16 protein-coding genes, 5 tRNA genes and 1 other RNA gene are annotated in these 24,751 nt (G+C 71.5%); 18 read left to right on the top strand and 4 right to left on the bottom strand.

Translation table 11 applies throughout. The annotated features are described in order from the left end of the window. Positions 1-35 precede the first annotated feature (35 nt). The 9 genes from U8525_RS22020 to ffs all read left to right on the top strand — a co-directional run bounded on the left by U8525_RS22020 (position 36) and on the right by ffs (position 7,403). The gene (locus U8525_RS22020; RefSeq protein WP_374268251.1) at positions 36-4,712 is read left to right on the top strand and encodes a tetratricopeptide repeat protein; all 4,677 of its coding nucleotides are present in this window, start codon (positions 36-38) and stop codon (positions 4,710-4,712) included. 156 nt (positions 4,713-4,868) lie between these two features. Next, a complete protein-coding gene (serS, locus tag U8525_RS22015; RefSeq protein WP_374268250.1) occupies positions 4,869-6,149 on the top strand; it encodes a serine--tRNA ligase in 1,281 nt (426 codons plus the stop codon). A gap of 125 nt (positions 6,150-6,274) precedes the next feature. Beyond that, positions 6,275-6,361: transfer RNA gene (locus tag U8525_RS22010), tRNA-Ser, on the top strand. A gap of 42 nt (positions 6,362-6,403) precedes the next feature. Next, a tRNA-Ser gene (locus tag U8525_RS22005) sits at positions 6,404-6,493 on the top strand. A 29-nt stretch (positions 6,494-6,522) separates the two neighbouring features. Then, positions 6,523-6,599 (top strand) — tRNA-Arg (locus U8525_RS22000). Positions 6,600-6,623: 24 nt separating this feature from the next. Further along, positions 6,624-7,091, top strand: a complete 468-nt coding sequence (tadA, locus tag U8525_RS21995; RefSeq protein WP_374268249.1) for a tRNA adenosine(34) deaminase TadA — start codon at positions 6,624-6,626, stop codon at positions 7,089-7,091. Positions 7,092-7,096: 5 nt separating this feature from the next. Then, positions 7,097-7,183 (top strand) — tRNA-Ser (locus U8525_RS21990). 13 nt (positions 7,184-7,196) lie between these two features. After that, positions 7,197-7,283: transfer RNA gene (locus tag U8525_RS21985), tRNA-Ser, on the top strand. Between the two features lie 27 nt (positions 7,284-7,310). Then, positions 7,311-7,403: signal recognition particle sRNA small type (gene ffs, locus U8525_RS21980), an RNA gene on the top strand. A gap of 77 nt (positions 7,404-7,480) precedes the next feature. On the opposite strand, the gene U8525_RS21975 is transcribed toward ffs, so the two are convergent. After that, complete coding sequence (locus U8525_RS21975; protein ID WP_374268248.1) at positions 7,481-8,950, bottom strand: glycosyltransferase family 39 protein; 1,470 nt, start codon at positions 8,948-8,950, stop codon at positions 7,481-7,483. 111 nt (positions 8,951-9,061) lie between these two features. Here U8525_RS21975 and U8525_RS21970 point away from each other — a divergent pair, with 111 nt between their 5' ends. The 5 genes from U8525_RS21970 to recR all read left to right on the top strand — a co-directional run bounded on the left by U8525_RS21970 (position 9,062) and on the right by recR (position 14,583). Further along, positions 9,062-10,600 (top strand): phytoene desaturase family protein, encoded by a 1,539-nt coding sequence (locus U8525_RS21970; protein WP_374268247.1) that lies wholly within the window; start codon positions 9,062-9,064, stop codon positions 10,598-10,600. 78 nt (positions 10,601-10,678) lie between these two features. Then, positions 10,679-11,890, top strand: coding sequence for a DNA polymerase III subunit gamma/tau (dnaX, locus tag U8525_RS21965; protein WP_374268246.1), 1,212 nt, complete (start codon positions 10,679-10,681; stop codon positions 11,888-11,890). 265 nt (positions 11,891-12,155) lie between these two features. Then, positions 12,156-13,568 carry a DNA polymerase III subunit gamma/tau gene (locus tag U8525_RS21960; protein ID WP_374268245.1) on the top strand — a complete coding sequence of 471 codons (1,413 nt, stop codon included), beginning with the start codon at positions 12,156-12,158 and terminating at the stop codon, positions 13,566-13,568. 97 nt (positions 13,569-13,665) lie between these two features. Continuing rightward, positions 13,666-13,983, top strand: a complete 318-nt coding sequence (locus tag U8525_RS21955; protein WP_120527893.1) for a YbaB/EbfC family nucleoid-associated protein — start codon at positions 13,666-13,668, stop codon at positions 13,981-13,983. A 6-nt stretch (positions 13,984-13,989) separates the two neighbouring features. Further along, the gene (recR, locus tag U8525_RS21950) at positions 13,990-14,583 is read left to right on the top strand and encodes a recombination mediator RecR (RefSeq protein ID WP_374268244.1); all 594 of its coding nucleotides are present in this window, start codon (positions 13,990-13,992) and stop codon (positions 14,581-14,583) included. A gap of 54 nt (positions 14,584-14,637) precedes the next feature. Here recR and U8525_RS21945 read toward each other — a convergent pair whose 3' ends face one another. The 3 genes from U8525_RS21945 to U8525_RS21935 are packed head-to-tail and all read right to left on the bottom strand — an operon-like array spanning position 14,638 to position 20,114. After that, positions 14,638-16,533: a protein kinase gene (locus U8525_RS21945; RefSeq protein WP_374268243.1), complete on the bottom strand. Its 1,896-nt coding sequence runs from the start codon at positions 16,531-16,533 to the stop codon at positions 14,638-14,640. A gap of 3 nt (positions 16,534-16,536) precedes the next feature. Then, entirely contained in the window at positions 16,537-18,507 is a 1,971-nt protein-coding gene (locus U8525_RS21940) for a hypothetical protein (RefSeq protein ID WP_374268242.1), read from the bottom strand. A gap of 47 nt (positions 18,508-18,554) precedes the next feature. Then, positions 18,555-20,114, bottom strand: a complete 1,560-nt coding sequence (locus U8525_RS21935) for a carboxypeptidase regulatory-like domain-containing protein (RefSeq protein ID WP_374268241.1) — start codon at positions 20,112-20,114, stop codon at positions 18,555-18,557. 223 nt (positions 20,115-20,337) lie between these two features. Here U8525_RS21935 and mglB point away from each other — a divergent pair, with 223 nt between their 5' ends. The 4 genes from mglB (at position 20,338) to U8525_RS21915 (ending at position 24,746) form a co-directional block, all read left to right on the top strand. Further along, positions 20,338-20,817 carry a gliding-motility regulator GTPase-activating protein MglB gene (gene mglB / locus U8525_RS21930; RefSeq protein WP_002637270.1) on the top strand — a complete coding sequence of 160 codons (480 nt, stop codon included), beginning with the start codon at positions 20,338-20,340 and terminating at the stop codon, positions 20,815-20,817. An 11-nt stretch (positions 20,818-20,828) separates the two neighbouring features. After that, positions 20,829-21,416, top strand: coding sequence for a gliding-motility regulator Ras-like GTPase MglA (gene mglA, locus U8525_RS21925; protein WP_014394794.1), 588 nt, complete (start codon positions 20,829-20,831; stop codon positions 21,414-21,416). 108 nt (positions 21,417-21,524) lie between these two features. Next, entirely contained in the window at positions 21,525-22,325 is an 801-nt protein-coding gene (locus U8525_RS21920) for a dihydrolipoamide acetyltransferase (RefSeq protein ID WP_374268240.1), read from the top strand. Positions 22,326-22,337: 12 nt separating this feature from the next. After that, positions 22,338-24,746: a tetratricopeptide repeat protein gene (locus U8525_RS21915; protein WP_374268239.1), complete on the top strand. Its 2,409-nt coding sequence runs from the start codon at positions 22,338-22,340 to the stop codon at positions 24,744-24,746. Positions 24,747-24,751: the final 5 nt, after the last annotated feature.

Genomic DNA, 24,751 nt, shown 5'->3' with positions numbered 1-24,751 from the left:
GTGCGCGCGCCAGCCGGTCTCGTCGAAGGAAAACAATGAAAGTCTCCTGCCCGTCGTGCCAGACGAATTACAACATCGATGACAGGCGGATCCCGCCCGGCGGCGCGAAGCTGAAGTGCGCCCGGTGCCAGACCACGTTCCCCATCAAGGCCGACGGCGCGGGCACCGAAGCCCCCGAGGCCGCACCCTCCGCGGCGCCACAGCCGGGCGCCGCCGCGCCGCAGTCCGCCGCCATTCCGCTCCCGGGCACCGCCGCGACCCGCGCCCCCGCGCCGCAGTCCGCCGCCATCCCGTTGCCCGGAAGCGCCGCGCCGCAGTCCACTGCGATTCCGCTGCCTGGAAATGCCGCGCCGCAGTCCGCCGCCATTCCGCTCCCTGGGAGCGCCGCGCCGCAGTCCGCCGCCATCCCACTGCCGGGCAACACGGCGCCCCAGTCCGCTGCCATCCCTCTGCCCGGCAGCGCCGCACCGCAGTCCGCCGCCATTCCGCTGCCGGGCAGCGCTGCCCCCGCGGCCTCCGCCATCTCCCTGGGCGCGGGTCCTGCCGCATCCGCGATCCCGCTGCCAGGCGCCGCCGCTCCCCCTCCCGCCGCCATCCCGCTGCCCGGTGCCGCCCCCGCCGCCATCCCCATGGGCGCGGCGATTCCGCTGCCCGGTACGGCGGCCCCGCGCTCCGCCGCCATCCCGCTGCCGGGCACCGCCGCACCGCCCGTCCCCGAGGATCCGTTCTCCTTCGATGGCGAAGCCTCGCCAGGCGTGGCCGCGCCCCGGGCCATCTCGCTCGACGCGGGCCCTGGCGCGCCGGTGCCCCTTCCGGACGACTCGTTCAGCTTCGACATGGCCACCGCGCCGCCGGCCACCGCCTCGGAAGACGACTTCGCGGAGGTGAGCAGCGGTGAGTTCTCCTCGGTCGACACCAGTGACTTCTCCGAGCCGCGCGAGGACGTGACCCGCGTCGTCTCCATCCCCGTCCCCAACGCCGCCTTCCCCGAGTCCGCCGCGCCCGTCACCTACGGCACGAACGAGCCCGCCGGCACCGCGCGCGACTTCGACTTCTCCGAGGAGCCCATCGCCGCGGCCCCGCCCGCCGAGGCCGACTTCGGCACTCCCGACTTCGACTTCGCGGACGACGGCAACCTGCCCGTCCCCGCGCAGCCCGCCCCCGAGGACGCGTTCACCTTCGACATCAACGACCCGTCCAACGCCCACGGCCCCGCGGCGGCCGCGCGCCCCCACCCGCAGACCTTCGGCTACGGCGCCCCCGAGCCCCAGGCGGATCCGTTCGCCCTGGCCCCGCCCCCCGCGGAGCCCGAGGCGGATCCCTTCGCCCTCCCGCCGACCTCCGACTACGCGGCCCCGCCTCCCGTCGCGGATCCGTTCGCCCTGCCCCCGCCGCCAGCCGCCCCAGGCTACGACCTGGGCGGGCTACCCGCCGCGAGCGAGGACCCCTTCGCCCTGCCCCCCACGCCGGGCATGGACTTCTCCGACCTGCCCGCGCCCGCCGCGCCCCCGTCGATGGACTTCTCGGACCTGCCCGCGCCAGCGCCCGTGTCCTTCGACTTCGCGGAGCCGCCGCCCGCGTATGGCCAGGCGCCCGTGCCCACGGATGATCCGTTCGCCGTGGACTTCTCGTCGCCGCCCCCGGCCGCCCCGCCCGCACCGGATTTCCAGCTGGACTTCGGCGATCCCGCTCCGGCCGCGCCGCCGCCTCCCGCGCGCATCAACCCCGCCACGGACTTCGGCGACGTGGACTTCGGCGACCCCTCGCCCGCGCCGGCCTCGGCGGCCACGGGCCTGCCGGACGCGCTGGAGTTCGACCCCACCGCCGCGCCCGCGGATGACCTGGAAGCGGACCTCTCCGCGCCGCTGCCGCCCCCACCCGCCGCGGGCCCCGCGGACGGCCTGGAGATGCTCAGCTTCATCGACGACAGCGCCGGCAAGGACGCCGGTGGCCGCGCGCCGGTGAAGCGCTTCCACGTGCGCCGCCGCTCCGGGAAGATGTTCGGCCCGTTCGAGGAGGGCGTCATCGTCAAGATGCTCGAGGACGGCCAGCTCCTGGGCAACGAGGACGTGTCCCCGGACTCGGAGGCGTGGTCCGCCATCGGCACGGTGCCCATCTTCGCCGCCGCCATCCAGCGGCTGATGGAGGGCCCCGCCAAGGCCGTGCCCCTCGCGGCCGCCCCGGGCGCTCCGGCCCTGGACGTGCCCGTGGGCGCGGATCCGGCCAACCCCCAGGCCAGCATGGAGCGGCTGCGCCAGCTCTACGAAGGGCGCATGGCCGCGGTGTCCGTCGTGGACCGCAGCGCCGCCGACGCCAAGTGGAAGAAGCGCCTGCCCGTCTTCATCGCCGCGGGAGTGGTCGTGCTCGTGCTGGGCACCGGCGCCAGCTTCGAGGCCAGCCGCTACGGCGCCTTCGGCCGCCACAAGTTCTTCCCGGCCCGCGTGTCCGCCGGCTCCCCGGAGGCCAAGCTCGTCGAGGAGGCGCGCAAGGGCCTCCTGAAGGACACCTACGCCAGCTACAAGGAAGCGCGCGCCAAGAGCGCCCAAGCGCTGGCCCAGAAGGAGTACCCGGAGGTCCGCGCCCTCTGGTGCCAGTCCGTCGCCTACCTGCAGCGCCGCTACGCGGACGGAGACCGCACCGACCTCACCACATGCACCCGGAGCATGGAGGCCATCGAGCTCCTGGGTGAGAAGAACGTGGAGGTCATCAAGACCGCCGCTGGCCTCGCGCTCACCCAGCGCAAGGCCGCGGAGGTGCAGGGCCGCCTGCAGGACGCCGCGGTCCGCGACGACAACCAGGGCGACCTGGAGCTCTCCTTCCTGCTGGCGGAGGCCTACGCGCAGCAGAAGGACATCCCCAACGCCGTCGCCACGCTGACCAAGGTGCTGGAGAAGGACGCGAAGTCCGCCAAGGCCCACCACGCGCTGGGCAACCTGTACCAGGCGCAGGGCAAGGCCGACGAGGCCGCCAAGGCCTACGCGGACGCGCTCGCCGCGGATCCACAGCACGCCGCCTCCGCGGTGGAGCTGGCCGCGGTGGAGCTCCTGGTGCGCAAGTCGAACATCGAGCAGGGCGCCCAGGCCGTGGAGAGCGCCCTGAAGCTCCAGGACGCGCTGGGCCCGGCGGAGCGCGCCCGCGCCCGCGGCCTCAAGGGCGTGGCCCTCTTCCAGCAGTTCAAGCCCAAGGAGGCGGAGACGGAGCTGAAGGAGGCCCTCAAGGACAACCCCGACTCCACCTTCATCAAGGCCCAGCTCGCCCAGGTGCTGCGCTCGCAGCGCGACTACGACGGCGCGCTGCCGCTCTTCGAATCGCTCGCGAAGGAGGACAGCGACAACCTGGAGTTCGTGGACGGCCACATCACCGCGCTGGTGATGACGGGCAAGATGCAGGACGCGCTCACCGCCGTGGAGGCCGCCAGCAAGAGCTTCCCCAACGAGGCGCGCATCGCCTACCTCTACGGCCGCATCGAGGACGCGCTCGACAAGCCCTCGGAGGCGGAAGGCCACTTCAAGCGCGCCACCGCCGCCGACCCGAAGCTGGTGGACGCGGGCCTGTACCTGGGCCGCCTGTACCTGCGGCAGCACCGCAACGCGGACGCGCGCGCCCTGCTGGAGGCCGCCGCGCAGCAGGCGCCGGAGCAGGCGGGCGTGCACGCGGGCCTGGGCGAGCTGGCGCTCGCAGAGAACAACAGCCTGCTCGCGCAGCAGGAGTTCGACCGCGCCGTGCAGCTGGACCCCAACCTGGCGGACGCCCACCTGGGCCTGTCGCGCGTGGCGCTGCTCAACGGCGACGCGACCCGCGCGGAGGCGGAGGCCAACCGCGCCCTGGAGCTGGATCCGCACCTCTTGAAGGACGGCCGGCTGCAGCGCGGGCTCGTGCTCTGGCGGCTGCACCGGCTGGATGAGGCCGCCGCGGAGCTGGAGAAGGCCAAGGCGGAGGACCCCCGCTCCATCACCACGCCCATCACCCTGGGCGCGGTGCTCCTGGAGAAGGGCGACCTGTCCGGCGCGGAGAGCAACCTGGGCCTCGCGCTGCGCAACGAGCCCTCCAACCACGAGGCGCTCTACTACCTGGGCCTCGTGCGCGCGAAGCGCTCGGAGTACACCCAGGCGCTCGACAGCATGAAGACCGCCGTGGACCGCGCGCCCAAGCGCCCGGACTACCACTACGCCTACGGCGTCATCCTGCGCGACGCGAAGCGGCTGCCGGAGGCCATCGAGCAGTGGAAGGCCGCCGTCGAGCTGGAGCCCACCTACGCGGACGCGCACGAGGCCCTGGGCCACGCGTACCTGGAGCGCGGTGAGTTCGACGACGCCATCACCTCCTTCGAGGCCAGCCTCAAGGCGGATCCGCAGCGCACGCGGGTGATGGGCGCTATTGGCGACGCCCTCTTCAGCGCCGCCCGCTGGGACGACGCCGTCCGCCGCTACCAGTCGGCGCTCAAGGCGGATCCGAAGCTCACGTACGTCTACTACAAGGTCGCTCGCGCCTATACGGAGCAGGCCCAGCACGCCAAGGCCATCGACTGGTACAAGAAGGCCACCACCGCCGAGCCGGAGAACCCCCAGTCCTTCTACTACCTGGGCTTCGCGTACAAGGAGCGCAACAAGCGCAAGGACGCCATCACGGCCTTCAAGGAGTACCTGGCGAAGAAGCCGGACGCGGCGGACAGGAAGGACATCGAGGACGAAATCTACGACCTCGAACACTGAGCCCGGCCTTCCGGGAGGGCTCTCTCCTCGCCCTCCCGGGCCGTCGGCGGGGCCCCTCGGGTCAGTCCCCGGGCCCTGGGGGCGTCCGGCCTTGAGCACCCGGTGCGTGGTGAGCCTTGCCGGCCCGCGCCCGGGATGACTACAAGGCGAGCCCCTATGCTGGACCTCCGGAACGTTGCGCAGAACTTCGATGCGGTCGTCGCCCGACTGAAGACGCGGGGCGGCAGCCTGGACCTCGGCCCCTTCCAGGCGCTCTTCACGGAGCGCCGCGACCTCTATGTCTCCATGGAGTCGCTGGCCGCGCGCCGCAACGCCGCCAACGACGAGATGAAGCGCAAGGCCAAGGAGGACCCGGCCGCCATGGAGAAGCTGCGCGGCGAGCTGCGCGGCGTCTCCCAGGAGATCAAGGAGAAGGAGGCCCGCCTCAAGGAAGTGGAGGAGGAGCTCAACCGCATCCTGCTGGTCATCCCCAACGTGCCCCACGAGTCCGTCCCGGTGGGCGCGAGCGCGGACGACAACCTCCAGGTGAAGACGTGGGGTGAGAAGCCGAACCTCCTCTTCACGCCCAAGCAGCACTTCGAGCTGGGCGAGTCGCTGGGCATGCTCGACTTCGAGCGCGCCGCGAAGGTGTCCGGCAGCCGCTTCACCTTCTACAAGGGCGCGCTGGCGCGGCTGGAGCGCGCGCTGGTCACGTTCATGATCGACGTGCACACGTCCAAGGGCTACACGGAGCTGCTCCCGCCCTACCTCGTGCTGCGCGAGACGATGATGGGCACGGGCCAGCTGCCCAAGTTCGAGGACGACGCCTTCAAGACGTCCGGCGACCCCGAGCGCTTCCTCATCCCCACCTCGGAAGTCCCCGTCACGAACTACCACGCGGACGAGATCCTGGACGGCGAGCAGCTGCCCATCCGCTACTGCGCCTTCAGCCCGTGCTTCCGCGCGGAGGCCGGCGCCGCGGGGCGCGACACGCGCGGCCTCATCCGCCAGCACCAGTTCCACAAGGTGGAGCTCGTGAAGTTCGCCCAGCCGGACAAGAGCCTGGACGAGTTGGAGGCCATGACGGACGACGCGTGCGACATCCTCCGCCGGCTGGGGCTGCACCACCGCGTGATGCTGCTGTGCACCGGGGACATGGGCTTCGGCGCGCGGAAGACCTACGACATCGAGGTCTGGCTGCCGGGCCAGGGCGCGTACCGGGAGATTTCGTCCTGCTCGGACTGCGGCGACTTCCAGGCCCGCCGCGCGAAGATCCGCTTCCGCGCCCAGAAGGGCGACAAGCCCCAACTGCTGCACACCCTCAACGGCAGCGGGCTGGCCGTGGGGCGCACGAGCATCGCCATCCTGGAGAACTACCAGCGGGAGGACGGAAGCGTCGCCATCCCGGAGGCGTTGGTGCCGTACATGGGCGGGCTGAAGGAGCTGCGCCCCCTCTAGTCAGGGAAATGGGGCCCCTTGCGTGAAAAGGGGCCAACATCTCTCTTGCCACAGGGAAGAAATGATGTAGAAGGGCGGCCCCACGGGCGCGGTTGGCCCGCCGGGAACCGAGCGGCACCTGCTGTGGAGGCGTGGCCGAGCGGTTGAAGGCAGCGGTCTTGAAAACCGCAGAAGGTGAAAGCCTTCCGTAGGTTCGAATCCTACCGCCTCCGATTTTGAGCTTGAGTTTCGTGGTTCTTTGACAGAGAAGAGTTGGAGAGATGGCCGAGAGGCTGAAGGCACAGGTTTGCTAAACCTGCATACTCGAAAGGGTATCGAGGGTTCGAATCCCTCTCTCTCCGCCACTTGATGTAAAGCAGCAGCCGGAAGAAATGCTCCCTTAGCTCAGCTGGATAGAGCGTCGGACTACGAATCCGAAGGCCGGAGGTTCGAATCCTCCAGGGAGCGCCACTTCTTCGTTGGCGCGCACGTCTCATGAGTGACGACATCGCTTTCATGCAGCAGGCTCTAGAGCTCGCGCGGGAAGCAGCCTCACTCGGGGAAGTACCGGTCGGTGCGGTGGCGGTGCTCGACGGCAACGTCGTGGGCACGGGTTACAACCGCCGCGAATGCGACCGGAATCCCTTCGCTCACGCCGAAATGCTTGCCCTCGCAGCCGCCGCGAAAGCGCGTGACGCGTGGCGGCTCTCCGGGGTGACCCTCTACGTGACGCTGGAACCGTGTGCCATGTGCGCCGGCGCGCTGGTGCAGTCTCGTGTCACCCGACTCGTCTTTGGTACAATGGATCCGAAAGCGGGCGCTGTCGGCTCGCTGTACAATCTGGTGGAAGAGCCCCGGCACAACCACCGGCTTCAGGTCACAAGCGGCATCCTGGCGGAAGAGAGTCGCCAGCTTCTCAAGACGTTCTTCGAGCGCTTGCGCGCGAAGCGACGTGACAACTGAATACTGGAGAGCTGGCCGAGTGGTCGAAGGCACCTGACTCGAAATCAGGCATACCGGCAACGGTATCGTAGGTTCGAATCCTACGCTCTCCGCTCCAGAGTCTCTGGAGAGGTGGCCGAGCGGTTGAAGGCGCACGCCTGGAACGCGTGTATATCTGAAAGGGTATCGTGGGTTCGAATCCCACCCTCTCCGTAGTTATCTTGAAGCAGCAGCACGGATTTTGTGGTCGGGACAACGTGGGGGCGCGAACCCCGCCAGGTCCGGAAGGAAGCAACGGTAGCGTACTTCCGCGTGTGTCCCGGCCGTTCTGTCTCACCTGAAGCGCCGACATCCCTCCGGGGATGCCGGCGCTTCGGCTTTGCGGGCTGGCCCTCCCCTGCCCGGCCGTCTCAGTCGCGGACGAGGATGGTCTCGCGCCCCACCTCGCGGACGACGCGGAAGCCGGCGGCCTGGAGCTCTGGCAGGGCCCGGCCCTCGAAGGTGACGGCGCGGTTGAAGGCGCGGTCCCGGATGGATGCCTGGAAGGCCGCGTCGTGGGGCCAGTCGCAGGTGCGCCAGGGGATGTTCTTGCCGATGTAGAAGAAGCCCCCGGAGCCCCACAGCCCCTCGTTGACGATGAGCAGCCCCGTCGCGTCGCCCCGGGTGGCCCGGACGATGGCGCGGAGCTGGTCCGCGCGCAGGTCGCTGGAGGGGTAGTCCTGGCCGTGCACGAAGCCCAGGGCCAGCGCGAGCGCCGCTCCCCCGTTCCTCAGGCCCCGCTGGGGCAGCGCGGAGAGGTACGCGGAAAGCTGGGCGGCGGCCGCGAGCAGCGCCACCACGAGCCCCGGGTAGAGGAAGCGCTCCTCCTTGTGCGGCGTGGCCAGGAGGACGGCGGTGTAGACGGCCGCACAGGTGAACGGCAGGGACAGCGCGCGCCAGCGCGGCAGGGGCTTGAGCGACAGCGGCAGCGCGGCCCAGGCCCAGAGGGGCACGGCCTGGAGCAGCGGCTTGACGTAGAAGCCTGGCGGTGAGGCGCCGAACGTGGCGGCGGCCCTCCCGGAGAGGATGTTGTAGTCCACGTAGGCCCGGAACGAGTGGAAGGGCGTGCCCCAGGTGCCCCAGTCGAGCAGCCCCAGGCCTGCCGCCACCACGCCACCGCCCAGGCAGGTGAAGGCGAGCAGGCGCCACCGCCGGCCGGCGACCAGCCACCCGAGCGCGGCGACGACGAAGAGGGCGGACGGATAGCGCGCCACCACGGCGAGCCCCAGGGCCGCGCCGCCCAGGAGCCCCGCGCGGCGCACGCGCGCGTCCGGTCCGGTGTCCGGCCGATCCAGGGCCTCCATGGCCACGAGGAGGAAGGACGCGGAGAAGGACTCCGACAGGGTGCGTCCGGCGAAGAGGAGCACCGGCGCGCTCAGCCCCACCAGCAGCGCCGCGAGCGCCCCACCCCACGGGCCCGCCCGGCGCTCCGCGAAGCGGTACACGGCCCACAGGCTCCAGGCGTGCAGGGCGAGCTGGGGCAGCGCCACGAAGCCCCGGTAGACGCGCGGGTCGGTGACGCCGAAGCCGTGCGCCACCTTGAGGAAGGCGGCCAGCACGCCGGGGACGGCCCAGTTGCGCAGTCCGTCGCGCCACTCCCAGGCCAGCACTCCGTACCCGTGCACACGCCAGTAGGCGGGCTCCAGCGCCTGGAACACCTCGTCCGGGTGGATGCGGCCCAGCTCGCGCACCGCGAGGACGCACGGCACCAGCGCCACCGCGAGGAGGCCCAGCGCACGGAGGCCCGCCGGCAGCCCCGACTCGACGGCGGGGGCCGGGACTTCCAGCGGAGCCTGGGGAGCGACGGGGACCGGGGGCGCGTCGGAGATGGGGGCGTTCACGTGGCGGACGCGACTCTTTCCGGCCCCGGCGTCCAGCGCAAGACGCTCGGTGTTTGTCGGGGAGGCCGCGGCTCGGGTAGGAACGGCCTTTTCCCCTTGAGGAGGAAGACCATGCCAGACGTCATCGTGGTGGGCGCGGGCCACAACGGACTTGTCACGGCGGCCATGCTCGCGCGCCGGGGCCTGTCGGTCACCGTGCTGGAGGAGAAGGACCAGGTGGGCGGCGCGTGCAAGACGGAGTACCCGTTCCGCACGGCCCCGAAGCTGGGCGTCTCCACCGGCGCGTACCTCCTGGGGCTGATGCCGCCGGAGCTGCTCAAGGAGCTGGAGCTGGAGCTGCCCCTCAAGCGCCGCGACCCGCACTACTTCCTGCCCACCATGGACAAGCGCTACCTGCTCTTCGGCTCGGATGAGCGGGAGCTGGAGCGGCAGTTCCGCGAGTTCTTCTCCGAGGCGGACTGGAACGCCCACGTCGCGATGAACGAGGAGCTGGCGGCGCTGCGCGAGGACCTGGCGCCCGCGTGGCTCCTGCCGCCCGTGTCGCTGGAGGAGACAGCGGAGCGCTACGTGCGCCCGGCCCTGCGCCAGCACTTCATCCGGCTGTGTCGCGGCACGGCGCGCGAGTACCTGGAGCGCTTTGGCTACAAGTCCGACTTCGTGAAGGCGATGTACGCCGTCACCGACGCGTTCTCCGGCCTGGACGGCGGCTATGACACGCCGGGCACGGGCATGAACCTGCTGGTGCACAACCTCTGCAGGCTGCCGGGCAGCGGCGGCACGTGGATGATCGTCGAAGGCGGCATGGGCACCGTCACCCAGCGCATCGCGGCGCTGGCGCGCAAGCACGGCGCCCAGCTGCGCACGAACGCGAAGGTGGCGTCGGTGCGTGTGGAGAGCGGCGTGGTGAAGGGCGTGGTGCTGGAGAACGGCGAGGAGCTGTCCGCGAAGGTCGTGGTCTCCAACGCGGACCCCTTCCGCACGCTGAAGCTGGTGGACACGGAGGCGTTGACCCCGGAGTACCGGGACATGGTGGACGGGCTGTCCGCGCCGGGCACCACGCTGAAGGTGAACCTGTGCCTCAAGTCCCTCCCCACCTTCACCTGTCTGCCGGAGGACCGGGGCCAGTTCGGGCCCACCATCCACCTGCTGCCCCAGGGGGACGACGTGCTGGGCGCGCTGGCGCACGGCTACAAGGAGGCGAAGGCGGGCCGGCTGGCGGAGTTCCCCTCCATCGAGTGGTACGTGCACACCACGGTGGACCCGTCCCTGAAGGACGCGGAAGGCCACCACAACTCCGCCCTCTTCGTGGAGTGGGTGCCGGAGAAGCTGGAGGGCACCACCTGGGAGCAGGAGGAGGCGCGCTACGTGCAGCACCTCTTGTCCATCTGCGACCGCTTCGCGCCCGGCACCAGCGACCTGGTGCAGGAGTACTTCGCGCTCACGCCGCCGAAGATCGAGTCCCACTTCGGCATCACCCGCGGCCACATCCACCATGTGGACAACAAGCGCGGGTTCACCGACCGGCTGCCCTATGAGACGCCGGTGCAGGGGCTCTACTTCTGCAGCGCGGGCTGCCACCCCGCCGGCAGCGTCATCGGGGCCGCGGGCCACAACGCGGCCAACGTGGTGCTACAGGCGCTCGGACGCTGAGGCGGGGTGCGTCTCACGGCGCGCGGAGGTGGACGTTCCATGGATCCTTCCGCGCGCCGTGTTTAGATGGTTGTCCCCATGAGCTACCTCGTCCTCGCCCGCAAATGGCGCCCGCAGAAGTTCGATGACATGACCGGCCAGGAGCACGTGGTCCGGACCATCGGGAACGCCATCAAGATGGACCGGGTCGCGCACGCGTACCTGTTCTGTGGCCCTCGAGGGGTGGGCAAGACGACGGCCGCCCGCCTGCTCGCCAAGGCGCTCAACTGCGAGCAGGGCCCCACCGCGACCCCGTGCGGCACCTGCCGGGCGTGCACGGAGATCACCGCCGGCACCAGCGTGGACGTGGCGGAGATCGACGGTGCGTCCAACAACGGCGTGGAGAACGTGCGCGAGATTCGCGAGAACGCGAAGTACCTGCCGCAGCGCGACCGCCACAAGATCTACATCATCGACGAAGTCCACATGCTCTCCGGCGCCGCGTTCAACGCGCTGCTGAAGACGCTGGAGGAGCCGCCCGGTCACGTGAAGTTCATCTTCGCGACCACGGAGGCGCACAAGCTCCCGGACACCATCCTGTCGCGCTGCCAGCGCCACAACTTCCGGCGCATCTCCGCGGCGCGGATGCTCCAGCGGCTCAAGGAGATCTGCCAGGCGGAAGGCGCGGGCATCTCCGAGCAGTCGCTGTCGCTGGTGGTGCGCCAGTCCGAAGGCGGCATGCGCGACGCGCTGAGCCTGCTGGACCAGATCCTGGCGTCGTGCGGCCCCAACCCCACGGACGAGGCCGTCGCGGAGGCGATGGGCGCCATCGACCGCACGGTGGTGCAGGACTTCGCGGAGGCGCTGGTCCGCAAGGACGCCAGGCGCGTGCTGGGCCGGGTGGACGAGGTGTTCAACCGGGGCCTGGACCTCAAGCGGCTGGCGGAGGAGCTGGCGCTTCAGCTGCGGCACCTCTTCGTGACCAAGTCGCTGGGGGAAGCGCCCGCGGAGCTCGCGGAGTCCGAGCAGAAGGCGCTCGTGGCGCTGGCGAAGGAGGCGGACACGGCGCAGTTGTCGCGGCTGTTCGACATCGTGCACGGCTGCATCTGGGACGTGTCGCGAGCGGCGCAGCCCCGGCTGGCGCTGGAGATGGCGCTGCTCAAGGCCATCCAGCTGTCCCCGGCCGGTTCGATTCCCGACCTGCTGGCCCGCGTGGAGCGGCTGTCGGCGGGCCTTGGCGCGGAAGGCGCCGCGAAGAGCACGTCCGGAGCGCCAGGAGGTCGCTCCGGTCCCGCGAACTTTCGCGTCTGACGTCCAGGCCGAAGTCCGCGCGCCCGCAGCGGCGCCGCGCTCCGCCGAAGGTCCGGGGGCTTCCGCACCGATGGGCGCCATGTCGCGTCCGTTCGAGGCTCGGGGGGCCTCCGCGCCGACAGGCGCCATGCCGGGTCCGCTCGACGGGCAGGGGCCGTCCGTGCACGCGGGCGCAACGCCCCGTCCCTCCGACGCACAGGGCCCGAACGCGAGCGCTTCGTCGCGTCCATTCGATGCTCAAGGGCCCTCCGCGCCGACAGGCGCCATGTCGGGTCCGCTCGGCGCGCAGGAGCCGTCCGCGCACGCGGGCGCAACGTCGCGCGGGCTGGATGCGCCGAGCCCGTCCACGCATGCCGGGGCCACGGTCCGGCCCTTCGGCGACGCGAGCGCTCCGGTGCACCCGGCGTCGAACGGGCTCTCCCGTGAGGCCGCGGGCTCCTCGGCCCACGCGGGCGCGAGTCCCCGCCCCTTCGGAGCGCAGGATGCATCCGCGCACGCGGGCTCCACGCCTCAGCGCTTCGATACTCGTGGTCCATCCGCTCATGCGGGGGCCACCGCCTCGCATGGGGCTCCAGGCGAGCTGCCTCGCGGTGAGCTGGCCCAGGCCGGCGCGTCCGCCGTGGCCCCTCGGACACCTCCTGCCGCGCTGATGGAGGGCCTGTCCCCCGCGGCGTCCCGTCCCCTCTCCTTCCTCCGCAATGGCGGTGGCGCGGGCGGCCCCGTGCCCACGCCCGCCGCCGTGCCTCCCGCGCCGGTGGTGATGGACGACCTGCCACCTTCCGCCGCGCGTCCGCTGTCCTTCCTGCGCAATGGCGGCGGCGCGGCCCCCTCGGTGGAGGCCCCGCCAACCCCGGGCGTCGTCATGGACGACCTGCCCCCATCCGCGGCACGTCCCCTCTCCTTCCTCCGCAACGGCGGCGCGCAGCCTCCCGCCCCCGACACCGCGGCCCGTACACCCGAACCCGCCGTGCCCACCGTGCGCATCACCAACATGCGCAAGCCCGAGCCGGTGGCCCCGCCGGAGCCTCCGCCTCACGGCGACGAGGACGCGGACGAGCGCCTGTTCCCGGAAGAGGGCTCCGCCGAAGGCTGCGCGTCCGGCGAGTGCATCCCCGTCGCGGAGCCCGCCGCCCTCGAACCGGAGCCGCCGGAGCCCGAGCCGCCGCCCGCGATGGCGCCCGTCTCCACCAGCCGCGACAACCCCCACCGGCCCCTGCCGGAGCGCTGGCGCGCCGCCGTGGAGACCGTGAAGTCCGCGTCCGTGCGCCACGGCACGGCGCTCGCCAACGGCCGCCTCCAGTCCATGAGGGCGGGCGAGATCGTCCTGGGCTATCCCCCCTCCGCCGCCTTCCACAAGGCCGCCGTGGTCGCCCCCGCGGGCAAGGCCACGGTGGACGCGGCGCTGGCCTCGCACTTCGGCCGGGCCGTGAAGCTCACCATCACGGACGTGCCCCAGACCCAGGACGTCCTCCCGGGGGGCATGGGGCTGAGCCTCTCCGAACAGGACAGCCAGAGCCGCGCCACCCACGAGAAGTCCACCGAGGGCAAGGTGCGCTCGCATGCGGCCGTGCGGGCCATCCTCAAGATGCTGGGCGGCGAAATCGAGCACATCCAGGTCTACGAGCCCGAGCGGCCACCAGCCAACCTCCCGGACATCCCCGCCGCTCCTGACGACTGACAACGCCGCCGGGCCCCGCTAGGGTGCGCGGCAACGTCCCTGCTCCGAGCGGCGCCATGGCGGCCCGCGCTCCCACGACCGGGGACCGAGGAAGCACATGCCCGGCATCGACCTGAACTACTTCATCCGGCAGGCGAACAAGCTCACCGAGAAGATCGAAGAGCGGAAGAAGCAGCTGGCGGACGAGACCGTCGAGGCGAAGTCCGGCGAGGGCCGCGTGACGGTCGTCGCCAACTGCGTGCAGGAGATCCGCAGCATCAAGATCGACAAGAGCGCCATCGACCCCAACGACCCCGGGATGCTCGAGGACCTCATCACCGCCGCCGTGAACGCTGCCCTGGCGAACAGCCGTCAGCACATGAACGCCGAGCTGGCGAAGATCTCCGGCGGCGTGAAGATCCCCGGCATTAACTAAAGACGGATGACCCCCGATCCGCTGAACCGCCTGGTCGCCCAGCTCGCGAAGCTGCCGGGCATTGGTGAGAAGACCGCCCAGCGCCTCGCGTTCCACATCCTGCGGGCGCCGGGCGAGTTCGCCGTCGACCTCTCGCAGGCCATCCGCGAGGTGAAGGAGAAGGTGCACCTGTGCGTGCGCTGCTTCTCCCTCACCGACTCGGAGCTGTGCGGCTTCTGTCGCGACCACCGCCGCGACGAGCGCGCCCTGTGCGTGGTGGAGACGTACTCGGACCTGATGGCGCTGGAGCGCACCCGCGAGTTCAAGGGCCGCTACCACGTGCTGCACGGCGTGCTGTCCCCGCTGGAAGGCGTGGGCCCGGAGCAGCTGCGCATCAAGGAGCTGCTCCAGCGCCTCAACGACAGCCAGGTGGAGGAGATCATCCTCGCCACCAACCCGGACATCGAGGGCGAGGCCACCGCGCTCTACCTCACGCGCCTGCTCAAGCCCATGGGCCTGCGGGTGACGCGCATCGCCCAGGGTCTGCCCATGGGCGGCGACCTGGAGTTCGCGGACCAGGCCACGCTGGCCAAGGCGCTGTCCGCCCGCCGCGACCTGTGACCGCGGGGCCCTCCGTCCCGCGCGCGGACCGCGGGACGGGATGCCTCGCGAAGGCTACTGCGTCACCTTCCACGAGAACGGCATCAGCACGGTGACCTCCTGGTCGCGGTGCGCCGGGAAGCGCAGGCTCTCGGCCTGCGCCTCCAGGCAGCGGCCCACCGCCGTGGACGCCAGCGGCCCGCGCGTGCCCGCGCGCACCTTGCCGGAGGACACGATGGTGAGCTGCACCTGCACCTCGCCGGAAGCCGCCGGCAGGTCCGACTTGTAGCGCTCGAAGCAGCCGGTGATCTTCGAGCGGCCGTTGGACACCACGCGCTGGATGTCGTCGATGTCCAGCGTCACGGGCTCCTTCACCGCCGGCTTCGTCACCGGCTTGCGGGGGTGCGCCCGCTCCGTCCCGACATCCACGGCGTGGGAGTCCGTCACGGACGTCGCCACCGCGTCACCGCCCGGCGTCTCGTCCTGGACGGTGCCCAGGTCCTCCCCGGGCGCCGGCCCCGCGGGGGGCTGTGTCCCCTCGGGCGCCTGCGTGCCCTGCCTGCCCTGCGCCACGACCGCTGGAGTCTCCGGCGGGGGCGTCGGATCCGCGTGGGGCACGGGCGCCGGGACCTGGGGCGTGACGTTCCCCGCCGAGCCACCGGGCCGCGCGATGACGAACGCCGCGCCCGCGGCCACCAGGGCCACGCCGCCCACCAGGCCCATGAGCCAGCGCCGGGACGCGGGCTTCGCGGGAGGCGCGCCCGGCACGACCTCCGGCGCGGGAACCGGGGCCTGAGCCTGCACCTGCGCGGGGGCCGCCGGCTGCTGCGCGGTCAGCGCCTTCACACCCGTGCCGCTCGGGCGGGCCACCTGCTGCCCGTAGGCGTTCGTGCCCGAGCCGGCGACAGGCGGCGCGAGGGCCGCGAACTCGGGGTCCGTCGGACGCGCGGCGGTGAGCGTGGCCATGGTGGGGATGCGCGTCTTCTCCGTGACGCGCTCCTCGCCGAAGTGGTTGCGCAGGAACGTGCCCAGCGCCGGAGCCCCCGCGACCCCGCCCTGGAGCTCCGAGGCGAAGGCCTCCAGCGCGAGCGCGAAGTCCTCCGCCGTCGCGTACCGGTCCTCCTGCTTGAAGGCCATGGCCTTGAGGATGATGTCCTCCAGGCCCTGCGGCAGGTCCGCCCTCAGCGCGCGTGGCTTCTCGAACTCGCCCTGTAGCAGCGCGTTGAGCACCGCCAGGTCGTTCTCGCGGGAGAAGGGCCGCACGTGCGTGACGGCCTCGTAGAGGCTGACGCCCAGCGAGAAGATGTCCGCGCGGGGGTCGACCTCCTTCCCCTGCGCCTGCTCCGGCGCCATGTAGATGTACTTGCCCTTCACCACGCCGGTGCGCGTCTGCACCAGCCGCGACTCGGCCTTGGCGATGCCGAAGTCCAGCACCTTCACCTGGCCCTGGTACGTCACGTACAGGTTGGACGGGGACACGTCCCGGTGCACCACGTGCAGCGGCTGGCCCTGCTCGTTGGTGAAGGTGTGCGCGAAGTGCAGGCCCCGCGCCGCGTCGATGAGCACCCGCAGCACCACCGGCAGCGGCACGTACTGACGACGGCGGCCCGCGAGCCGCAGCGTCGTGGAGAAGTCCTCGCCCGCGAGGTACTCCATGCAGATGTAGTAGCAGCCGTCGATGAAGCCCAGCTCGTGGATCTGCACGATGTGCGGATGCGACAGCTTGGCCGCGAGCCGCGCCTCGTCGCGGAACATCTCCACGAAGTCCGGGATGGCCGACAGCGACGGCAGCATCCGCTTGAGCACCACGTTGCGCTCGAAGCCGTCCGCGCCCAGCAGCTTGGCGAGGAAGATCTCCGCCATGCCGCCCTCGGCCAGCTTGCGCACGAGCACGTACTGCCCGTAGGGCTGAAGCAGCGTCGCGGTGGACGCACCGGCGGGATCCGGAATGGGAACGTTGGGCTGTGCCATCCCTCAAGGTCCTCGCGGCTTCAGGGTGCGCACCGTGAGAACGTCCGGGGCACCGGGGCGCGTCATCTTAAACACCAGCAGGGGGGGCATTCCCATGGGGGGCACCCACGTATCAAAGCGGTGCTTGGCGTCCAGGGGCACGTCCCGTCCGTTGATGGACAGGCGAGCGTTCACCGGCGCCACGCCCGAGGCCCGCACCTTCTCCGCCGCTGACGCACCCTGGCGCGGGCTGTCCACCACCAGCCCCACCACCGAGTTGTCGTAGACGAGCTCCAGCTTGTTCATCCTCCCGCCCTTGAGCGCCGCGCCCGCCTGCGACAGCGGCGTGACGGACCACAGGTAGCTGCCCTCGCCCAGCGCGCCCGCCTCCAGCGGCGCGCGCGTCTCCGACACCGTGCGCTGCACCACCGGCGTCGTCAGGGAGCCCGCCTTGTACACCGCCACACGATAGGTGCGGGCCTGCGGCTCCTCGCCGTAGGTGAACGTCACCGCGGGGGGCTTGTCCTGGTAGAAGATGGTCGTCTTCTCCGGCCCCTCCGGCACCACGTTGCGCACGCGCGCGAGGGCGCTCGTGGGGGACTCCGGGGCGAAGTGGATGCTGCCCGCCGCCAGCTGCGTGCCGTCGTCCTTGCGCGCCCGCCAGTACAGCGTGCCCCTCGCCAGCGCGGACACGTTGACGGTGGAGCGGTGCACGCGGCCCCAGAGCACCGGGCGATTGAAGGCCGCGTCCTGCGCCGCCTCCACCACCGCGTCGCCCTCGCCCTGCCAGGTGAGCGCCACCTCCGAGAGGCCCCGGTGGTAGACCTCCGTGCCTTCGCCCGGCCCCACCGCCACCACCGCCTCCTCCAGCGGCTCCACCTTGGCGTTGCCGTCCGTGCTCACCGTGGCGCGCTCACCCGCGCGCAGCTCCTGGCGCGCCTCGCCCCGCCGCAGCGTCACGTCGCCCGTGTGCGCCGCCACCTGCATGCCGTCGCCGGTGCGGCGGATCTCCAGCCGCGCGCCGCCCCCGGACTCCACCGTCATCTCCGGCAGCACCACGCGGCTCTCGCGCCCCATGGCGAGCTGGACGGCCAGCAGGCCCTGGAGGAGGTTGACGCGCGCCTCGTCGATGGCGCCCTGCTGTCCCGCGCCCTCCAGCACCGCCTCCGCGCCTGGCGCGAGCGTCAGCACCGTGCCGCTGTCCTTGAGCGTCAGCACCGTCTCGCCACCCTGGGTCCGCACGCCGTCGCCGAAGGCCAGCACCTCGCCCTCGCGGCGCACCTTGCGCCAGCGGCCCGTGTCCTTCGGCTTCACCTCCGCGACGCCGGACGACGCGCGCACCGTCACCGGGATGGGCGTCAGCTCCACGACGCGCGAGGCCGCGGGCGTCACCTGCGCGCGCGCTCGGGTCAGGTCCACCGCGTCGCCCTGGGCCGCGCGCAGCGTCTTGCCGTCCTTGGAGACCAGCTCGATGGCGCCCAGCCTCACCTCCACGTGCGCCGAGTCCTCCGCCACCGCGACCTGCACCTCCGACGGATCCGGCCCCACGCGCGTGAGGCCGAAGGGGGTGAGGATGCTCAGCGTCACCTTGGAGCCCGCGCTGTCGGCCTTCGCCCCCGCGGGCACGCGCGACAGCACGATGCCGCGCTCCACCTTCATCACCACGCCCGTCGCGTCCGAGCCCAGCGCGAACCGGCCCTCGCTGCCGACCTCGACCGTGCGGTCGCCCGGGAAGCGCACCGTCGCGGAGCCGTGCTCGCCGGTCTCCACCGCGTCGCCCGCGAGCAGCGGTCCCTCCACCGCCGGCCCCACCTTGCCGCCGCGCTCCAGGCGCACGTCGCCGGACAGGCCTTCCAGGCGACCGATGGGAACGACGGCCCCCGCGTCCACCTCCACCACCGCCGGTGGAGGCTTCGGCGCCTCCTCGCGTTCACACCCCGAGCAGCCGGAGAGGAGGACGAGCAGCGACAGCGCCAGGATGCGGAGAGGGCTCACTGAAACCTCGACGACGACGGACGGGCGTCGCGGCACTGCCGCGCGACTCACCGGCCCCTCGGGAACAGATCAACGTTGAGAATCGCCTGCTCGCCCTCGCGCACGGTGACCATCTTCGTCTGGGTCACGTGCCCCGGGGCGGACAGGGTGATGTGGTACGTGCCGGCGCGGACGCGCGCGGTGAAGGCACCGCCCTTGTCCGTGCGCGTGCGCACCTTCGCCTGCGGGATGCTCACCGTCGCCACCAGCGGCTGGCCGTTGCGAGCGCTGCGCACCTGGCCCACGAGCGTGGCCGGCTCGCCCTTGCGCTCCTGCGACAGCACGACCACCAGCTCCGACGTCTGCCCCGCCACCACCACCGCGGCCTCCTCCGTGGCGCGGAAGCCCGGCGCGGACATCGCCACCGCCACCGGCCCCGGCGCGAGCCCCTCCAGCAGCACCTCGCCGGCCTTGTCCGTGCGCAGCTGCGCGGAGCCGGAGACGACCTGCACGTCCGGAACCGGCGCGCTGTCCTTGCCCTGCACCACCTTCACCTTGAGCGCGCCCGTGGTCGGCGCGGGCTTGCGCAGGCGGACCTCCAAGGGAGCAGTCTCCATGATCGGCACGGAGGTGCGCTCGGTCACGGAGTCGTAGCCTTCCAGGCTCACCTCGGCGGACTGCGCCCCCGTGGGAAGGAAGGCCGTCACCTTCCCCTGCGCATCCGTCACCAGCTCCTCGGTCGTCCCCGGCTTCGTCAACGAGGGCACGCGCACCCGCGCGCCCACGAGCGGCGCGCCGGTGTCCGCGTCCACCACCTGGATGGGGATGACTCCATGCACCGGCCGCTCGATGGTCCGAGGTGCCGGGCCGAGCGCCAGCTCGAAGCCCAGGCCCACCCGCCGCATCCGCTGCTCGGAGCGCAGGCCGCTGGCCTCCAGCTCCAGGGTGTCGTGGGCCTGCTGCACGTCCAGGAGCAGCCGGCCCGTCCAGCCAGCCCGCTGCACCACCGGGTACGACAGCGCCGCGCCCACCACGTAGCCAGACGACGACGCCTTCAGCCCGTCCGCCGCGTGCGCGGAGAGCTTCAGCGGCACCTCGCCCCGCGCCTCCAGCTGAAGCCGCGCCGGCAGCGCCACCAGCACCCGCCCCGAGATCAGCGCCGCGTGCCGCACGCCCCGCTGCAACACCGGCGCATGGCTGAACCCGCCGAAGAGCGGCAGCTGCGCGAAGCCGTAGCCCACGCCCAGCTCCAGCCGCGCCGGCCCCAGGAACAGGCGCCCGCGCGCGCCCAACGAACCGCGCACCAGGCTGCCGCCCGTCACGCGCGACGACGCGCCCGCGTCCTTCAGGTCGAACGCCTCGCGCTGAAGGTCCAGCTGGCCGCCCAGGTGCTCCCCCGCCCAGAGCATCAACGACAGCGCCACGTCGTTCGGCGTCAGTCCGGAGTAGGTGAGCCCGGGCCCTACATCCACCTGCTCGCCCTGCCGCGAGGACAGGCCGTAGCGAAGGCGCAGGGAGGCGCGCTCGGGTTCGAGGGCCTGCGCGCGGGCGGCCCCGGCACAGGCGAGCGTCAGGACGAGGAGGGCGAGGCGCGGGAGGATGTCGGTGAGGGGGCTCGGGCGGCGCAAGGCCCGGGAGAGTATAGGGAAGGTGGGCGGGTGTCCCAACCCGCGAAGGCGTCATTCCTTCAAGAAGCGGCGCGGATCACGGCTGGCTTCTTGCTGGAGTGGAACTGCTTTGCTAAGCATGACGGCGGTCGGTAGCGCCTCGTCTAACCTCCGGGATTCACTCCAGAAACATCGGAGCGCCGCCGTGCGCGGGGCGAGCGAACGCTGAGGAGCGCATACGCCCATGGGCACGCAACTGGTGATGTACGAAGAGGAGTTCACCAAGATCAACGCCGTTTGCGACCGGCTCACCAAGGACGCGAACGCGAAGGTGGTCTTCCTCGTCGACAAGAACGGCCAGCTCATCTCCTCGGCCGGCCAGACGCAGAACATCGACACCACGTCGCTCGCGTCGCTGACGGCCGGCAACGTGGCCGCCATGGGCGGACTCGCGAAGCTCATCGGGGAGAATGAGTTCCCCAACCAGTTCCATGAAGGGGCGAAGGACAGCCTCTACATGACCATCGTCGGCAGCCGGGTGGTGCTGGTCGTCATCTTCGACAACCGCACGAGCCTGGGTCTGGTGCGCCTGCGCATCAAGAAGGCCAGCGACGAGCTGACGAAGATCTTCGAGAGCCTCGTGAAGAAGACCGACAGCCCCGGAGCCGGTTCGCCGTTCGCCGAGATCTCCGACGACGATATCGACAACCTCTTCAGCGAGTAACCCGGGAAGCCATGTCCTTCATCAATTACTCATCCCGCGAAATCAACTGCAAGATTGTCTATTACGGGCCGGGCCTCTGCGGGAAGACGACCAACCTTCAGTACATCTACAACAAGACCGCGGCGGACACGAAGGGCAAGCTCATCTCCCTCTCCACGGAGACGGACCGCACGCTCTTTTTCGACTTCCTGCCGCTGTCGCTCGGTGAGATCCGCGGCTTCAAGACGCGCTTCCACCTCTACACGGTGCCCGGCCAGGTGTTCTACGACGCCAGCCGCAAGCTCATCCTCAAGGGCGTGGACGGCGTGGTGTTCGTCGCCGACAGCCAGATCGAGCGCATGGAAGCCAACATGGAGTCGTTGGAGAACCTGCGCATCAACCTGGCGGAGCAGGGCTACGACCTGAACAAGATTCCGTACGTCGTGCAGTACAACAAGCGCGACCTGCCCAACGCGGTGACCGTGGAGGAGATGCGCAAGGCGCTCAACCCGCGGAACATCCCGGAGTACCAGGCCGTGGCGCCCACGGGCGTGGGCGTGTTCGACACGCTCAAGGCCGTGGCCAAGCTGGTCCTCACCGAGCTGCGCAAGGGCGGTTGACAGTCCACCTGCTTCCCTGCCCGGCGGGCTGGCCCCCACCGGGCAGCCCCCGGCAAAGGATGGTATGACCTCGTGCCGTCGGGCAGAGCCGCCTTCCGAGGTCGCACCGTGCGAGTCGCATCCGCCAGCCTCCGTCTCCTCGCGCTCCTGAGCGCTGGCCTGCCCGGGCCGGTGTTCGCGCAAGCTGAGTCCCCCTCCCCTGCTTCCCCGCCCCCCGCCGCCGCGGCCTCCCCGGCCGCGGGCGCGCCGCAGGCGACTCCGCCCCCGGCCACGGCCGCCCCCACGGGCGACCAGACCGCGGACGAGGCCTTCACCGCGCGCGTGAAGACGCTGGAGGAGCAGGTCGTCGACCTGAAGGAGAAGATCTACCGCTCCAAGGCGCGCCTGCTGCTGCTCCAGGAGTCGGTGATGGGCGGCGAGCTGTCCACCGGCGCCCGCGCGGTGCTCGTGCACAAGAACGAGATGGGCAACGCCTTCCAGCTGGAGTCGGTGGTGTACGCGCTGGACGGCGCGCCCATCTTCACCCAGGTGGACACGCAGGGAGACCTGAACCGGCACCAGTCGCTGGAGTTTTTCAACGGCCGCATCGTGCCGGGCCAGCACCAGCTCGCGGTGCGCCTCGTCTACCGGGGCAGCGGCTACGGCGTGTTCAGCTACCTGGAGGGCTACAAGTTCAAGGTGCAGTCCAGCTACACCTTCAACGCGGAGTCCGGAAAGGTCACCACGGTGAACGTGGTGGGCGTGGAGAAGGGCGGCCTCACCACGGACCTGAAGGACCGGCCCGCGGTGCGCTACGACATCGAGGTGACCAAGGACACGCGCGCGAACCGGCCGCCGGGCCCGGGCACCGCGGCGGAAGGCGCTCCGGGCACGCCCGCGCCGGCCACCACCTCCAGCGAGCCGAAGTAGGAGCGCAAGGCCGTGACCGCGACGCTGCACGCCCTGGTCCTCGCGCTGTCCCTCGGGGCGGCGCCCGCACCGGCGCCCCCGCAGGCCTCCAGGCCGGGGGCCACGCTGCCGCCCATGCCCGCCTCGCTGAGCTCGCGCGCGGCGGCCGTGGAGGCGGTGGAGGCGCAGCTGCGCGCGGCGGAGCAGTCCCTGCGCTTCGTGGAGACGCAGTTCACCGAGCGCCCCGAGCCGAGCACCACCGACTCGCAGCTCAAGCGCTTCTCCGAGGGCGAGGTGTATTCGCTCCTGGGGGACTGGGCCGCCGCGTCCGTCGTCTTCTACGACCTGGTGAGCGAGCCGGAGTTCAAGGCGAACCCGCGCTACCCGGAGGCGGTCTTCTACCTGGCGGACGCGCTCTACCAGCAGAAGAACGACATCGGCGCGCGGGTGTACCTGCGCGACGTGCTGTCCCTGCCCCTGACGCCGCAGCGCTACAAGGAGGCCGTGAGCCGCTACCTGGCGGTGGCGGGGCGGCTCCAGCAGTTCGACGGCATCGACACCTACGTGGAGAAGGCGCGGGAGCTGTCGGGCGGCGTGCTGGCACCCGACATCGCGTACGTGCACGCGCGCGGCACCTTCAAGCGCATGGACCTGACGCCGGAGGAGCACCAGCGGCGCTCGCGCGCGCTGTTCGCCCCGCTGGCGCAGGCGCCCGGCCCCTTCCGCGTGCAGGCCGTCTACCACCTCGGCGTCCTGGGCGTGCAGAGCGGGGACTACCCGGCCGCCATCGCCGAGTTCCAGCGCATCGTGGGCACCGGGCCGGAGGCCGTGGTGTCCGCCGACCTTCCGGAGGCGGAGGCCCAGCGCTTCCGCGAGCTCGCGTTCCTGTCGCTGGGCCGGCTGATGTACGAGACGGGCCGCTACGACGAGGCGCTGGACCACTACGGCCAGATTCCGCGCGAGAGCGAGCGCTTCCCGGAGTCGCTGCTGGAGGTCGCGTGGACGTACGTGCGCAAGCAGGACTTCACGCAGGCGAAGAACGCCACGGACATCCTGCTGCTCGTCGCGCCGGACTCGCAGCTCGCGCCCGAGGCGCGCATCCTCCAGGGGCACCTGCTCCAGAAGCTGCGCCAGTACGACGAGGCGCTGGAGACCTATGACGGGGTGGCCAGCACGTTCCGGCCCGCGCGCGACAAGGTGGACGCGCTCCTGCGCGTGAACCACGACCCGGTCGCGTACTTCGACAACCTGCTCGCGCGCAACGAGCGCTCGCTGGACGTGAGCACGCTCCTGCCCCCGCTGGCGCTGAAGTACGCGTCCACGCAGAAGGAGGTCGCGGACGCGGTGCGGATGGTAGGCGACCTGGACAGCGGCCGGCAGGGCGCGGGCGAGGCGAAGGCCATCGCCGCGCGCATCCTGGAGGCCCTGGACACGCGCGGGCTGGAGGCCTTCCCGGAGCTGCAGGAGGGCTACGTCCGCTCGGAGGCCGTGGACACCGCGCTCACCGCCGTGGAGCAGTCGCTGGTGCAGGCGGAGACCGCGCTGGTGGAGGAGAAGCTGACGCCCGCCGAGCGCGAGAAGCTGCTCGTCGCCCAGGGCGCGCGCGAGGCCCAGCGGCTGCGGTTCGCGGCGCTGCCCACCACCAACAAGGAGCTGGAGGAGCGCCGCCAGCGCATGCAGGCGAAGGTGGACGCGGTGGACCGCGAGGCCTTCCGCGTGGGCTATGAGCTGCAGAGCCTGCACGCCAACGCCGCCGCCATCCGCAAGTGGGTGGAGGACACGCGCGAGGAGCGGCAGGCGGACCCCGCCGAGGAGCGCGAGTTCCTGGTGCAGCTCCAGGCGGAGATCGCCACGCTGAGGGACCTGCAGGCGGAGCTGGACCGCACCCGCGCCCGGCTCGCGAGCGAGCGCCAGTCCACGGACACGTACCTGGAGGGCGAGGCCGCCATCCGCGCCCGCTACGCCGCGGCGCTCCAGCAGGAGCACGGCCTCTTGCGCGCCGGTGAGGGCCGGCTGTCCGGCGAGGACACCCGCGTGCTGCTGCGCATGCACGCGGTGCGCTCGCGCATCGACTCGCTGCGTGGCCGGGTGGCGGTGGCGCGGGTGGCGCTGCGCTCGCGGCTGGAGCACCGCGTGAAGTCCATCCGCGACAAGGTGCGCGCGGAGCAGGTGCTGCTCCAGGGCTACGAGCAGGAGGTGGCCGCCGCCTCCGGCGACGCGCGCAACCTGGTGGGCCGCATCGCCTACGACAGCTTCCGCCGCGTGCGGCAGCAGTTCTACGACCTGGTGCTCAAGGCCGACACCGGCACGGTGGACGTGGCCTTCAGCCGCACGCAGGACAACGCCGCGAACATCCAGAAGGTCGCCAAGGAGAAGGCGGACGCGCTGCGCGCGCTCGACCTGGAGTTCAAGGACGTCCTGTCGTCGGAAGGGGGGGACTGAGAGGC

The organism is Corallococcus sp. RDP092CA, assembly GCF_041903675.1.
GTDB lineage: Bacteria > Myxococcota > Myxococcia > Myxococcales > Myxococcaceae > Corallococcus.
Note: the sequence above shows the minus strand (reverse complement) of the source record. Positions and strands in the feature narration are given on the sequence as shown.

Coding starts and splice junctions, on each gene's coding strand:
- U8525_RS21955 (WP_120527893.1), top strand. CDS start 13,666: ATGCCCGGCATCGACCTGAACTACTTCATCCGGCAGGCGAACAAGCTC.
- tadA (WP_374268249.1), top strand. CDS start 6,624: ATGAGTGACGACATCGCTTTCATGCAGCAGGCTCTAGAGCTCGCGCGG.
- U8525_RS21970 (WP_374268247.1), top strand. CDS start 9,062: ATGCCAGACGTCATCGTGGTGGGCGCGGGCCACAACGGACTTGTCACG.
- mglA (WP_014394794.1), top strand. CDS start 20,829: ATGTCCTTCATCAATTACTCATCCCGCGAAATCAACTGCAAGATTGTC.
- U8525_RS22020 (WP_374268251.1), top strand. CDS start 36: ATGAAAGTCTCCTGCCCGTCGTGCCAGACGAATTACAACATCGATGAC.
- recR (WP_374268244.1), top strand. CDS start 13,990: ATGACCCCCGATCCGCTGAACCGCCTGGTCGCCCAGCTCGCGAAGCTG.
- mglB (WP_002637270.1), top strand. CDS start 20,338: ATGGGCACGCAACTGGTGATGTACGAAGAGGAGTTCACCAAGATCAAC.
- U8525_RS21960 (WP_374268245.1), top strand. CDS start 12,156: ATGTCGGGTCCGCTCGGCGCGCAGGAGCCGTCCGCGCACGCGGGCGCA.
- U8525_RS21945 (WP_374268243.1), bottom strand. CDS start 16,533: ATGGCACAGCCCAACGTTCCCATTCCGGATCCCGCCGGTGCGTCCACC.
- serS (WP_374268250.1), top strand. CDS start 4,869: ATGCTGGACCTCCGGAACGTTGCGCAGAACTTCGATGCGGTCGTCGCC.
- dnaX (WP_374268246.1), top strand. CDS start 10,679: ATGAGCTACCTCGTCCTCGCCCGCAAATGGCGCCCGCAGAAGTTCGAT.